The following is a 13,157-nucleotide window of genomic DNA, read 5'->3' on the forward strand; positions in this document are numbered from 1 at the left end:
AAACAGGGAGCAGCGATATAGGGACAAGCCTGCAATGTGAGTGCGATACCTGCAGCGTTTGGGGTGAAATGAAACTTGGATCGATGACCGTCATGAGAAATGTGGCCTCCGGCACGCCAGTGCAAGTGGTCCATTAAAATGACTGCTTCGGGGACTATGTCGAAGTTTCATTGTGGAAAGGTTGCGCCGGCTTTGTCGGCGGAGTTGGTGCAGTTCCCGGCGGCGGGTCGTCCGGGCTTGTGTGTTTGCAGCGGTGATGGGTTCGGCGTGGCCGGCTGGAACGGAAGAATTAGACTGTGATGCTTGCGGGTGAACTAAAGTCACTAAAGGTTGCGATACTCGGCGTGTCGCTGGCGGTCTGTGGGACCTTCGCCATGCCGGCCTACGCTTTTGATCCCGGTGCGGGCGTCACCAAGGAATCAGGTCCGTTCGCGCTCTTCAAGTTCGGGTTTTCCGCCTACAAGAATGGCCGCAAGGACGAGGCCGTAGAAGCTTACAAATACGCGGCCGAGAAGGGCCACACCGGATCCCGCTGGGCCCTCGCCAACATGTACGCCTATGGCGACGGCGTCGCCGAGAACGACCTCGAAGCCTTCAAGATCTATAGCGAAATCGCCCAGGAGGGCGTGGAGCCGGGGTCGGAAGACACCGGTTACTTCGTCAACGCGTTGATCTCCCTTGCCGGCTACTATCGCCGCGGCATTCCCGACAGCCCGATCAAGTCCGACATGTCCCAGGCGCGCCAGCTTTATTTCCAGGCGGCATCGACCTTCGGCGTCGCCGAGGCGCAGTTCCAGCTCGCGCGCATGCTCTTGTCGGGCGAGGGCGGTAGCGTGAACGTTCAGCAGGCCAAGAAATGGCTCAATCGTGCGCGCAAGAGCGGTCACGCCGGCGCCATGGGCGTCTTTGGCAATGTGATTTTCCAGGAAGGCCAGACCGTTCGTGGTCTCGCGTTCATGACTGCGGCACTCGACCAGTGTTCGCCGAAGGATCGGCCCTGGATGCAGTCGATGCAGGAGCAGGCCTTCTCGCTTGCCAGCGAGGACGATCGACGCACGGCAATCGCACTGTCGCAGAACCTGCACATGCAGGGCGACGACGACTGATTGTCATCGTCGAGCGGTCCCCGAACCGCCGCCGGCCCAGGGACCATTCTCCACACTGGAAAAACGCGCCTTAAGCGGGCGCGAACGCAAACGTCCCGATGACGGGCACGTGGTCCGAAGGCTTCTCCCAGGCGCGGACATGCTTGTCGATGGATGTCGACACCAGCCGATCGGTCGCCTCCGGCGACAGCATCAAATGGTCGATGCGGATGCCGAAATTTTTCGGCCAGCAGCCGGCCTGATAATCCCAGAACGTATAGAGCGGCACAGTGTCCGACGTCGCGCGCACAGCGTCGGTGAAGCCGAGGTTGCGCAGCCGGCGAAATGCGGCGCGCGTTTCCGGCAGGAAGAGGGCATCGTTCTGCCAGACCTTGATATCCCAGCAGTCGTGTTCCTCGGGGATGACGTTGTAGTCGCCGGCAAGGATGAAGGGTTCTTCGAGCAACAGGCGCTGCTTCGCATAGGCCTCCAGCCGGCGCATCCAGGCGAGTTTGTAGGGATATTTCTCGCTGTCGACGGGGTTTCCGTTCGGAAGGTAGAGCGAGCAGACGCGGATCACGCCGCCTTCGACCGAGAAGACACCTTCGATGAAACGTGACTGTTCGTCCGTATCGTCACCAGGCAGGCCGCGATTGACCTCGTCCGGCCGCAGCTTGGAAAGCAGCGCGACGCCATTGAAGCCCTTCTGGCCGTGTGTTTCGACATGATAGCCAAGCGCCTCGATCTCGAGGCGCGGAAAGCCGTCGTCGACCGATTTGATCTCCTGCAGGCAGACGATATCCGGTCCGCTTTCCTTCAGCCAGGCCAGCAGGCTGTCGATTCGCGCCTTGACGCCATTGATGTTCCAGGTGGCAATCTTCATGGCTCGAAACGCCCTTCCATGTCGGTTAAGTCCTTGGCGGGGTCATTTCTAGCCGCTCCGGATTCTTTTGACAAATCCGTTACCTGCGGGTTTTCAACAGCGCGCGCGAGCAGCACCGACGCTTCCCATGAGGGGGCAGCGGTCGATACGGTATACGCTGCAGGCGTCGAATTGATTCCGCCCGTTGGCGGGCTATAGTCCCGCCCATGATCGATCTCGTGCAGAATTATTGGCCGCATATCCTGGCGCTTTTGTCCTTCGCGCTGGGCATTCCTGCCGCCATTCATGCCGCGATGACGAAGGACGACGTGCGCGCCGCGGCGGGCTGGGTCGGTGTCGTCCTGCTTTCGCCGATCGTCGGCGCGCTGATCTATGCCGTTGCCGGAATCAACCGTATCCGGCGCTCCTCGATCGGCTCGCAACGCGCTCTGTTGCGCGGGCAGGGGCCGGATCAGTTCGGCCGCTTCGACGTTTCGGATGCCGACATATCGGTGCAGTTCGGAGAACGATTTGCGGCGATGAAGATCCTCGGCGACCGCGTTTCACGCCATCGTATGTGCACGGGCAACCGTATTTCGGTGCTCGCCGGCGGCGATGCCGTCTATGCCGCGATGCTGGAAGCGATCGCCGGCGCCCGGCGCTCGATCCTGCTCGAAAGCTATATCTTCGATCGCGACGTCATCGGCCTGCGCTTTGCAGACGCCCTGATCGCGGCGGTGGCGCGGGGTGTCGAGGTGCGGGTGCTGATTGACGCCGTAGGCGCGCGCTACTCGGTGCCGAGCATTGTCGGTCATCTTGAGGCGGCGGGCGTTCCGACGGCGGTTTTCAACGGCAACATCATCATGGGGCTACGGCTGCCCTATGCCAACCTGCGCACGCACCGCAAGATCCTCGTGGTCGACGGTCAGGTTGCCTTTGCCGGCGGCATGAACATCCGGGTGGGCTTCACCAGCGAGATCGCCGGTCAGGCGCCGGCACAGGATACGCATTTCCGCATGGCCGGACCGGTGGTCGCCGATATCTTCCAGGTCTCGTCCGAAGATTGGCAATTCTCAAGTGGCGAGGTTCTGGCGGGCCCCGCATGGGCGATCGAAGAGGCACCGCTGCCGGCGGATGGGCCGTCGGTACTGATGCGCGCCGTGCCATCCGGACCTGACGCCACCAATGAGACCAATCACAAGATGCTCATGGGGGCGTTTTCGGTCGCGCAGAAGAATATCCGCGTGATGTCACCCTATTTCCTGCCGGACCGCGAACTGATCAGCGCGCTCGTCACCGCCGCGCGCCGCGGCGTCGAGGTGGATATCATCGTTCCCGCAGTCAACAATCTGCTGCTGGTCGACAGGGCGATGACTGCGCAGTTCGATCAGGTGCTGAAGGGCCATTGTCGTGTCTGGCGGGCGAAGGGCGCCTTCAACCACTCCAAGCTTTTGACCGTGGACGAGCGTTGGGCCTATGTCGGGTCTACCAATCTCGACCCACGCTCCCTGCGCCTCAACTTCGAATTCGACTTGGAGGTTCTCGACCGTGGTTTCGCCGAGGCGATCAATGGCACGATCTCCGACATTCTCGCCTCAGCCGAGCCCGTTACGCTCGAAAGGCTGCGCAAAAAGTCTTTCGCGGATCGATTGGCGAACCGCATTCTCTGGCTCGGATCGCCCTATCTCTGACGCAAACGGCTCCGTTCGTTGTTGAAACGGAGCCGGCTAAGAGAGACGTGGGGCGCTGGCGTCAGATGGAAAAACTCGTTCCGCATCCGCAGCTTGCAACCGCGTTCGGATTCTTGATCTGAAACGACTGGCCGAGCAGGTTGTCGACGAAGTCGATTTCCGAGCCGCCCATATAGACGAGCGACAGGCTGTCGATCAGGACCTTGGCTTCGTTCTTTTCCAGCACCAGGTCGTCGTCATTGCTGCTGTCGACCAGGTCGAACTTGTAGGAAAAGCCCGAGCAGCCGCCGCCCTCGACGGACACTCGCATGGCGTTGTTGTGGCTGTCTGAACGCAGGATCGTGGCGATCCGCTTCGCTGCAGCGTCCGAGAGGGTCACGGTTTCATGCGTCATATCTGCCTCCTGCCGGGGTCAAGAACCGGAGAGAATTGCCCTGTGTTAAAGCATGCGATCTGGTCGGTTTCGGGGCCTCTTTCAAGACCCGCGGCCAAGCCGTTGCTTCCGCTTGCGGAATCGGTCGATCTTGCATCACGCGTTTCCGTAGCTTTCACTATAGGTATGAAGGCTTGAATGTCCCGTCAATGGGACGACGAATTAGGTGGAAGATGACATTCGACAAAAATGCGCTCGGCTTCGGTTATGGTGAACATGCGCCGTTCGCGTCGAATCCCTGGATGACGCGCGGCAGGCTCTTTCCCGAAGCGACGAGCGCGACGCGCTCCGATTTTCAGCGCGACCGCGACCGCATCGTGCACACCACTGCGTTTCGCCGCCTGAAGCACAAGACGCAGGTCTTCATTGCCGCTGACGGCGATCACTACCGCACCCGTCTGACGCACACGATCGAGGTGGCGCAGATTGCCCGGGCTCTGGCGCGCGCGCTCAAGCTCGACGAAGATCTGGCCGAAGGCGTCGCTCTCGTGCATGATTTCGGCCACACGCCCTTTGGCCATACGGGCGAGGATGCCCTTCACGAGATGCTGAAGCCCTATGGCGGCTTCGATCACAATGCCCAGTCGCTGCGCATCGTCACCAAGCTCGAGCGGCGCTACGCCGAGTTCGACGGGTTGAACCTGACCTGGGAGAGCCTGGAAGGTCTGGTCAAGCACAACGGGCCGTTGCTGACCGCGGACGGTGAGGGCACGCGAGGGCCCGTGCCGCAGCCGATCCTCGACTATTGCGCGCTGCATGATCTGGAACTGGCGAGTTTTGCGAGCCTCGAAGCGCAGGTCGCGGCCATTGCTGATGATATCGCCTACAACACCCATGATATCGATGACGGTCTGCGGGCTGGCTATCTCACCTTCGAAATGCTCGAAGACGTGCCGTTTCTCGCGCGCCTGATGCGCGAGGTCCATGACCGCTATCCCGGTCTTGAAAGCAGCCGCTTCACGCATGAGATCATGCGGCGTCAGATTACCGCGATGGTCGAGGACGTCATCGGCGTCGCGCAGCAACGGATCGGCGAGATAAGGCCGCAAAGTGCTGCCGATGTGCGCCAGGCCGGCACCGTGATGGCAACCTTCTCTGAGGAGATGGGCGAGACGGACAAGCAGATCAAGCGCTTGCTGATGACCCGGATCTACCGGCACCCGGAAGTCATGCGCGTGCGCGAAAATGCAGCCTCGATCGTCTGCGATCTCTATCATGCCTTCATGGACGACCCGCAGCTGATGCGTGAGCACTATTGGATCGACCAGATTGCCGGCATGGCGGAGCCGGCGCGGGCGCGGCACGTCGGCGACTACCTCGCCGGCATGACCGACACTTTTGCGATCAGCGTGCACAAGCGCTTGTTTGACCATACGCCCGATTTGCGCTAGGGACCCCCCGCCCGGAGGCTTGCGGTTCGGCCGAACCGAGCCTCCTTTTTGAGTTTTGCGCCGGTCACTTGTGGCCGGGAAAAGCGGACGGATCAGATGAATCTCTTCACGGACTTCGAATCAAGAATTAAGGACATTCTCGAAACGCTTGAAAGCGTTCGAGAAAAGCGATCCGAGCTTGACTTCGGCCGTGTCAATGTCGAGCCGCCACGTGATCCGAGCCATGGTGATGTTGCGACCAATGCTGCGATGGTGCTGGCAAAGCCGCTCGGCATGAATCCTCGCGCGCTTGCCGAACTCATCGTCGAGAAGCTCAAGCAGGATCCGGAAGTCACCGACGTCTCCGTCGCCGGTCCGGGCTTCATCAACGTCCGCCTTTCTGTTTCCTACTGGCAGAAGCTGCTGTCGGGCATGGCGCGTGCGGGCGTCGACTACGGCCGTAGCGCTGTCGGTGGTGGCCGCAAGGTCAACGTCGAATACGTATCGGCCAACCCGACCGGCCCGATGCATGTCGGCCATTGCCGCGGAGCCGTTGTCGGCGACGCGCTGGCCAACCTTTTGGCCTTCTCCGGCTATGAGGTCACGAAGGAATACTACATCAACGATGCGGGGTCGCAGATCGACGTTCTCGCGCGGTCCGCATTCCTGCGTTATCGCCAGGCGCTGGGCGAAGAGATCGGCGAGATCCCGCCGGGCCTTTATCCGGGCGACTATCTCGTGCCGGTCGGCGAGGCGCTCGCCGACGAATTCGGCACGAGCCTCAGGCTGATGCCTGAAGACAAGTGGATGCCGCTCGTCAAGGACCGGACGATCGACGCGATGATGGCGATGATCCGCGAGGATCTCGCGGCGCTGAACGTCAATCACGACGTCTTCTTCTCCGAGCGCACGCTGCACGCGAACGGTGCTGCCGCCATCCGCACGGCGATCAACGACCTGACCTTCAAGGGCCACGTCTACAAGGGCACCCTGCCGCCGCCGAAGGGCCAGCTGCCGGAAGATTGGGAAGACCGCGAGCAGACGCTGTTCCGTTCGACCGAGGTCGGCGACGATATCGACCGGCCGCTGATCAAGTCGGACGGCAGCTATACCTACTTCGCCGCCGACGTTGCCTACTTCAAGGACAAGTTCGACCGCGGCTTCGACGAGATGATCTATGTGCTCGGTGCCGACCATGGCGGCTACGTCAAGCGCCTGGAAGCGCTGGCGCGCGCGGTCTCCGGCGGTTCGTCGAAGCTTACGGTTCTGTTGTGCCAGCTGGTCAAGCTCTTCCGCGACGGCGAGCCGGTGAAGATGTCGAAGCGCTCCGGCGACTTCGTCACGCTGCGCGATGTCGTCGATGAAGTCGGCCGCGATCCGGTGCGCTTCATGATGATCTACCGGAAGAACTCGGAACCGCTCGACTTCGACTTTGCTAAAGTAACAGAACAGTCGAAGGATAACCCGGTCTTCTATGTGCAGTATGCGCATGCGCGCTGCCGCTCGGTCTTCCGCCAGGCCGCGGACGCATTCCCGGATCTGAACCTCGAATCGGTCGATCTCGCCAGTGCCGTTCTGGGCCAGATCACGGATCCGACGGAGCTCCAGCTCGTCGCCAAGCTCGCAGAATATCCGCGAGTCATCGAGGCTGCGGCACTGGCTCAGGAGCCGCATCGCATCGCGTTTTACCTGTATGATCTTGCCGCCGCCTTCCACGCACATTGGAACAAAGGTAAAGAGAATCCGGAATTACGTTTTGTTAACGATAAAAATAGAGAATTAAGTACTGCCAGACTCGGGCTGGTGCATGCTGTCGCTTCGGTATTGAAATCCGGCCTGTCTATTACAGGCACCTCCGCACCGGAGGAAATGCGATAAGTATTGTCACCATTTTCCCACAATGCACTGGCACAGCGATACAGGCAATTGTGAGTGGAGAGCATGGCAGACAAACAATTCGCACGAAGCGGGCCGGCTGAATTCGATGTATTGGCAGACGATGATCCGTTGGCCGAACTCGCCCGGATCGTCGGTTACGATGCCCGGCCGGCCGTCCAGCAGTTGCAGGAACTGCAGCGACACCAGGAGGCGGTGCGTCAAGACCCCGCCTTCGATCTCGAAGACGAACTGCTTCGCGCGTTCGACAGCTACGACGCGCCGCGGTCCGCGCCGCAGCCGGCTCCAATCCAGCCGGCTCCGATCGAAGAGCCCCGGTTCGAGCCGGTAGCCGAACACGTCGTCGTTCACGAAGAGCCGGTGGCGGAGCCCGTCGCCGAGCTTGAAGAGCCGGTGTTCGTCCAGCCCGAACGCGTCGAAGCGGCGCCAGCCCCCGTCGCTGACGAGGACTATGCCGAGGTTCACGCCTTCTCCGTGGCGCCGCAGGTTGCCGAAGACGACAACGCCGAGGCCGTCGTCGACGAGCCGGCGTTCGATCTTGAGCGCGAACTCGAGTTGTCGCTTGGCGAAGCCGATCTGTTGTCGGACGACGTTGCCGAGGTTGCGGCGCACGTCGAACCGCAGGATATCGATCCGCGTGATCAGTTCGTCGATGCATGGCAGGCGCCGGCCGTCGAAGCCGCTCCGGTCTGGGCCGAGCCAGCTCCGGTTGCGGATGCATTTTCGGCCTATGAACAGCCGCGCTTCGATGTCGCGGCCGAAGAGCGTGAAATTGAGCCTTCCTATCAGGAAGACGTGGGCGCAGCTCAGGCAGTCGTCGAGCAGGATGCTGGCCGCGACGATCTTCTGGCGGACATAGAACGGTTCCCGGTTCCGCCGGTCTCAGCGATGGTTGCCGCTGCGGTCCAGTCGCATCCGGCTCTGCATGTGGAAACACAGCCCGTCGTGGCGCCGGTGGTCACGCCAGCGCTTGCCACTGCCGCTCCGATAAAGAAGAGCCCTTATCCCTTTACGCCCACCTTCAGCCGTGCGACGCCGGTTGCGTCCGCCTCGGGCGCCAGCCAGCAGCGTGCCTTTGCCGGCCCGTTGGTATCGTCTGTCGCAGCACCGGTGGCCGCTGTCGCAGCGCCGGTTGCTGCAGTGGCTGCTGCCCCCGTTCAGGTCGCGGAACCCTTGGTCGAGGTGGCCAAGCCAATTGCGCAGCCGGAGCACGAGCCGAGCTTCGACATCGAGAACTTCGAAATTGAGCTCTCCGACGAGGCGCTGAAGCTCGACTTCGCAGACGTCACCGTAGATGAGCCGGTCGTTGCTGCCGTCGTACCGCAAGCACCGGTGCAGCCGGTCGCGCAGGCGGCCGTTCCGCAGCGCGAGCCGGAGCGGTTCGTCGAGCCTTACGTCGCTCCCGCGCCGGTCGAGCGCCAGGAAGCACAGCCCGAGAGCACGCTGCCCTTCGATCCGTCGATGATTGCCGAAGCCGAGAACGGCGTCGCCCCGATCGCGGATATGGACGTGCCGCAGCTGCCGGTTATAGAGACCGAGAAGCCGGTCGCTTATCCGGCCGACTACGATCTCGACATCGACGCGGAAATGGCCCAGCTCTTCGGAACGCCGGCTCCGGTCAAGGAAAGCCGTCCGGCGGCCGTCGAAAAAGTGGAGCCGGCCCGTCCGGCACCGGCCGCTGCCGCTGCTCCGGCCTTCGGTCAGGGTTCGCTTGACGATTTCGACGAGTTTGAAAAGGCGATGGAAGAAGACTTCCGCCGCTCGATCGTCGAGCGTCCGGCGGTTGCCCGCGATGCCGAACGGCTTTCAGCGGCGCAGAGCCAGCAGGATGCCGGCGAATACCGCGAATATGGCACCGGCCGTCGCTCGCAGCGCACGATGTTGCTGGCAGCAAGCGTTGCCGGCGTCATCATCCTTGGTGGCGCTGCCGTCTACGCCTGGATGGGCGGTAGCGGCGCGGTCAGCTCGGCCGAAGGCCCGAAGATCATTCTGGCCGACAAGGCCCCGGTCAAGGTCGTGCCCGAGGAAAAGGGCGGCAAGACCGTGCCGAACCAGGACAAGGCGGTTTATGACCGCGTTGCCGGTGCTCAGGCTGGTGCCCCGCAGCAGGAAGCCCTGGTGTCTTCGACCGAGGAGCCGATGGATGTCGTCCAGAGGACGCTGACGCCGGAGACCCTGCCGCTCGAAGGCAGCAACGAGGCCGAAACTCTGCAGACGGCATTGCCCAACGAAGAGGACGGCGATCGCCTGCTGCCGGATGGTGCCAACGGCGAGACCGCTGCCCAGGAAGAAGACAAGACGCCGGCCGTCGCACCGAGGAAGGTGCGCACGATGATCGTCAAGCCGGATGGAACGCTGGTTGCTCGCGAAGAGCCGGTTGCAGCACCGGCGACCGATGTCGCTGGCACGACCCAGCCGCTGCCCGCAACGCCTTCGAATGAAGTTGCTGCTGCAGGCCAGGCTGCAGCCAACACCGACCAGGTTGCGCTTGCCGCAACGGGTAACGCCAACATCGAACAGGTTCCGGTGCGCAGCGTCACGACGACGGCTTCTGCCGGTGGCGACAAGGCGCCGACGCCGCAGACCCGTCCGGCCGCACAGCCTGCCGAAATCGCCCGTCCGGCGGAAGAGCAGGCCGCTCTCCCGGCTGAGACGCAGCCTGCGCAGCAGGTTGCCACGGCATCGGTTCCGGCCGGTGGCTACTTCATCCAGGTCGCATCTCTGCCGTCGGAAGCCGAGGCGCAGAAGTCCTACAACAGCCTTTCGAGCAAGTTCGGAAGCGTCATCGGCGGCCGCGGCGTCGACATCCGCAAGGCGGAGATCGCCGGCAAGGGTACCTACTACCGCGTCCGCATCCCGGCCGGTTCGAAGGACGAGGCCAATGCCCTTTGCTCCAAGTACAAGGGCGCCGGCGGAAGCTGCCTGGTTACCAAGTAAACGGGCATAATGATCGAGTTGACGAAGGGCGCGGCCGAGAAGGCCGCGCCCTTCGCGTTTTCGGGCTTCCGATTGCCCCATGACCTTGTGCATGAGTGGGGGGGCGCTGTCTTTGTGGCTTCGCGCCGGGCAGCCCGCGCTCTATGCTTTTGGGATGAGCGAATCAAAAGCATTTATCTCCGGCTGCAAGGGCCTTTCCCTCACGAGCGACGAGCGCGATTTCTTTGCAGGAGAACGCCCCTGGGGCTTCATCCTCTTCGGTCGCAACATTGGCGAGGAGCAGCAGATCTCGGATCTGGTGGCAGCCCTTCGCGACAGCATCGGCAATCCCAATGCGCCCGTGCTCATCGACCAGGAAGGCGGACGCGTTCAGCGCATCCGCCCACCGCTCGTTCAGCAGTATCCGAATGGCGCGGCGATCGGCGAAATCTACCGCCGCGACGCGAAGCTCGGTCTGCGCGCCGCCTGGCTGATGGGACGCCTGCACGCCTTTGACCTGATGCGCTTCGGCATCACCGTCGATTGCCTGCCTGTGCTCGACGTGCCCGTGCCCGGCAGCCACGACGTCATTGGCAATCGCGCCTATGGGCACGATCCCGAGACCGTCACGGCTATCGGCCGTGCGATGGGCGAGGGGCTGAAGGCCGGCGGCATGCTGCCTGTAATGAAGCATATGCCGGGCCACGGACGCACCTTCGTCGACTCGCACCACAACCTGCCTGTCGTCAGCGCCACATTCGATGAGCTTGCCGCGAGCGACTTCCTGCCCTTCGTTGCGATGAAGGACGAGGTGATGGCGATGTCGGCGCACATGGTGTTCACCACGATCGACCCGGACAATCCGGCGACCACCTCTGCGAAGGTCGTGCGCGAGATCATTCGCGGCCATATCGGTTTCGACGGCCTGCTGATGTCGGATGACGTGTCAATGAACGCGCTTGCCGGCGACATGACGACCCGCGCGCGCAACATCATTGCTGCGGGACTTGATCTCGTCTTGCATTGTCATGGCATAATGGAGGAAATGAAGGCCGTCGCGGATGTCGTGCCGGTTCTGGCCGGCGAAAGCTTGCGCCGGGCGCGGGCCGCCGAAGCCGCGTTCCGGGCGCCTGACGGTGCGAGCGAAGTCGATCTGCGGGCGGAGTTCAATGCCCTGTTTGCAACCGTCTGAGGCAAACAGAGGCTGACGGCAAACAGGGACTGAAGGAAAGGATCGGGCTGCCAGTGAGCAATGCGGGCGAAAGACAAGGCAAGCCTGCGTCGAAGGCGCCGTTGGAGCCCTTGTGGCAGGATGAGACTGCCGAGCGCGGACTGCATGAGGAAGCGCTGGTGGTCGACATCGCCGGCTTCGAAGGTCCGCTCGACCTGCTGCTGCATCTCGCCCGAAGCCAACGCGTCGACCTTTCGCGCATTTCCGTCCTGGCGCTCGCCGAACAGTACATCGCCTTTATCGAACGCGCGCGCAGCATCCGCATCGAGCTTGCGGCCGATTACCTCGTCATGGCGGCGTGGCTCGCCTATCTGAAGTCGCGGCTGCTGATCCCGCAGCAGGCGAAGGATGACGGTCCTACCGGCGAGGAGATGGCCTCGGCGCTGGCCTTCCGGCTCAAGCGGCTGGAAGCGATGCGCGAGGCGGCGACGCGGCTCATCAACCGAAACCGGCTCGGCCGGGACGTTTTCGTCCGAGGCGCACCGGAGCATATCGTCACCGAGAGGAAATCCGGTTTCGACGCTTCGCTCTACGATCTGCTGAGCGCTTATGCGGGCCTGCGCCAACGACAGGCGATCACCCAGGTGACAATCGAGAAGCGCCACGTCTGGTCGCTGTCCGATGCGCGGCTGATCCTGGCCCGCATGATCGGTGGTCTCGACGACTGGACTGCGCTCGATCATTTTCTCGTGCGCTACATGACGACGCCGAAGGAGAGAGCGACGGCAATCGCCAGCTCCTTTGCCGCGTCGCTCGAAATGGTTCGTGAGGGCCGCCTGGAGATCCGCCAAGAGGAGGCCTTCGCGCCGATCTATCTCCGGCGCGGACCAAATCCGATCGATGCGGAGACTCTCGCCGAGATGGAGGCAGCCCGTGGCTGAAGCCCAGAAGTACCTGCCTGGCGTTCCCGACGAGGAGGACGAGATCGAAACGGCATCCCTCGACCCCCGGCTGGAGCAGGAAGCCGAGCGGATCGCCGAAGCCCTGGTGTTCGCTTCGGCGCAGCCGGTGTCCGAGGCCTATATCGATAGCCGGTTGCCGCGTGGCGCCGATGTCCGCACGATCATGCTGCGGCTTAAAGCCGTTTACGCGACGCGCGGCGTCAACCTCGTTCAGGTGGCCGACCATTGGGCCTTCCGCACGGCCGCCGATCTCTCTTTCGTCGTTCAGACCGACGAACAGGAGGTCCGCAAGCTTTCAAGGGCAGCCCTCGAGGTTCTGTCGATTATCGCCTACCATCAGCCGGTTACGCGCGCCGAGATCGAGGATATCCGCGGCGTGCAGACCTCGAAGGGTACGCTCGACGTGTTGATGGAGGCGGGCTGGGTCCGGTTCCGCGGGCGCCGGCGCACACCGGGGCGTCCGGTGACCTTCGGTACGACGCGCGACTTCCTCGATCACTTCGGGCTTGAGGAACTGCGCGACCTGCCGGGCATCGAGGAATTGAAGGGCGCCGGGCTGCTCTCCGGCCGCGTGCCTTCGAACCTCAACATCCCCGTTCCGACCGGCGACGACGAACTGGCCGAGAACGAGGATCCGATCACCCAGCTCGACCTGGAGGAACTGGGGCTCTTGACACCGAAGGGCGAAGAAGCCGATTAGAAAAACCTGATTATAGATATCGGCTTTCCATGGCGTCGGGGCCCGCTGACCCTGCGCCATTGGTGTCAAGG

Annotated in this window: 10 protein-coding genes; 8 read left to right on the forward strand and 2 right to left on the reverse strand. The window is 62.6% G+C overall.

From position 1 onward, the window contains the following. Positions 1-299 precede the first annotated feature (299 nt). Entirely contained in the window at positions 300-1,106 is an 807-nt protein-coding gene (exoR, locus tag FA04_RS06430; RefSeq protein WP_034796672.1) for an exopolysaccharide production regulator ExoR, read from the forward strand. Positions 1,107-1,176: 70 nt separating this feature from the next. On the opposite strand, the gene xth is transcribed toward exoR, so the two are convergent. Then, entirely contained in the window at positions 1,177-1,968 is a 792-nt protein-coding gene (xth, locus tag FA04_RS06435) for an exodeoxyribonuclease III (RefSeq protein WP_034796671.1), read from the reverse strand. A 206-nt stretch (positions 1,969-2,174) separates the two neighbouring features. Between xth and FA04_RS06440 the strand changes: the two genes are divergently transcribed. Next, positions 2,175-3,638 (forward strand): phospholipase D-like domain-containing protein, encoded by a 1,464-nt coding sequence (locus tag FA04_RS06440; RefSeq protein ID WP_034796670.1) that lies wholly within the window; start codon positions 2,175-2,177, stop codon positions 3,636-3,638. Positions 3,639-3,699: 61 nt separating this feature from the next. On the opposite strand, the gene erpA is transcribed toward FA04_RS06440, so the two are convergent. Beyond that, entirely contained in the window at positions 3,700-4,032 is a 333-nt protein-coding gene (gene erpA, locus FA04_RS06445; RefSeq protein WP_034796669.1) for an iron-sulfur cluster insertion protein ErpA, read from the reverse strand. A 212-nt stretch (positions 4,033-4,244) separates the two neighbouring features. Here erpA and FA04_RS06450 point away from each other — a divergent pair, with 212 nt between their 5' ends. The 6 genes from FA04_RS06450 (at position 4,245) to scpB (ending at position 13,086) form a co-directional block, all read left to right on the forward strand. Then, positions 4,245-5,462 carry a deoxyguanosinetriphosphate triphosphohydrolase gene (locus tag FA04_RS06450; protein WP_034796668.1) on the forward strand — a complete coding sequence of 406 codons (1,218 nt, stop codon included), beginning with the start codon at positions 4,245-4,247 and terminating at the stop codon, positions 5,460-5,462. A gap of 96 nt (positions 5,463-5,558) precedes the next feature. Beyond that, positions 5,559-7,319 carry an arginine--tRNA ligase gene (argS, locus tag FA04_RS06455; RefSeq protein ID WP_034796661.1) on the forward strand — a complete coding sequence of 587 codons (1,761 nt, stop codon included), beginning with the start codon at positions 5,559-5,561 and terminating at the stop codon, positions 7,317-7,319. A gap of 63 nt (positions 7,320-7,382) precedes the next feature. After that, entirely contained in the window at positions 7,383-10,274 is a 2,892-nt protein-coding gene (locus FA04_RS06460; protein ID WP_034796649.1) for an SPOR domain-containing protein, read from the forward strand. 154 nt (positions 10,275-10,428) lie between these two features. Then, complete coding sequence (gene nagZ, locus FA04_RS06465; RefSeq protein WP_034796757.1) at positions 10,429-11,445, forward strand: beta-N-acetylhexosaminidase; 1,017 nt, start codon at positions 10,429-10,431, stop codon at positions 11,443-11,445. Between the two features lie 53 nt (positions 11,446-11,498). Further along, on the forward strand, positions 11,499-12,365 hold the full coding sequence (locus FA04_RS06470; protein ID WP_034796647.1) for a segregation and condensation protein A: 867 nt from the start codon (positions 11,499-11,501) through the stop codon (positions 12,363-12,365). Continuing rightward, positions 12,358-13,086, forward strand: a complete 729-nt coding sequence (scpB, locus tag FA04_RS06475; protein WP_034796646.1) for an SMC-Scp complex subunit ScpB — start codon at positions 12,358-12,360, stop codon at positions 13,084-13,086. Before FA04_RS06470 ends, scpB begins: the two co-directional genes overlap by 8 nt. Positions 13,087-13,157 lie beyond the last annotated feature (71 nt).

The sequence above is a fragment of the Ensifer adhaerens genome (genome assembly GCF_000697965.2).
Taxonomy (GTDB): Bacteria; Pseudomonadota; Alphaproteobacteria; order Rhizobiales; family Rhizobiaceae; genus Ensifer; species Ensifer adhaerens.

Bases quoted from the DNA above. Each gene is read 5' to 3' on its own strand.
- FA04_RS06450 (WP_034796668.1), top strand. From the start codon at position 4,245: ATGACATTCGACAAAAATGCGCTCGGCTTCGGTTATGGTGAACATGCG.
- xth (WP_034796671.1), bottom strand. From the start codon at position 1,968: ATGAAGATTGCCACCTGGAACATCAATGGCGTCAAGGCGCGAATCGAC.
- FA04_RS06460 (WP_034796649.1), top strand. From the start codon at position 7,383: ATGGCAGACAAACAATTCGCACGAAGCGGGCCGGCTGAATTCGATGTA.
- nagZ (WP_034796757.1), top strand. From the start codon at position 10,429: ATGAGCGAATCAAAAGCATTTATCTCCGGCTGCAAGGGCCTTTCCCTC.
- argS (WP_034796661.1), top strand. From the start codon at position 5,559: ATGAATCTCTTCACGGACTTCGAATCAAGAATTAAGGACATTCTCGAA.
- erpA (WP_034796669.1), bottom strand. From the start codon at position 4,032: ATGACGCATGAAACCGTGACCCTCTCGGACGCTGCAGCGAAGCGGATC.
- FA04_RS06440 (WP_034796670.1), top strand. From the start codon at position 2,175: ATGATCGATCTCGTGCAGAATTATTGGCCGCATATCCTGGCGCTTTTG.
- exoR (WP_034796672.1), top strand. From the start codon at position 300: ATGCTTGCGGGTGAACTAAAGTCACTAAAGGTTGCGATACTCGGCGTG.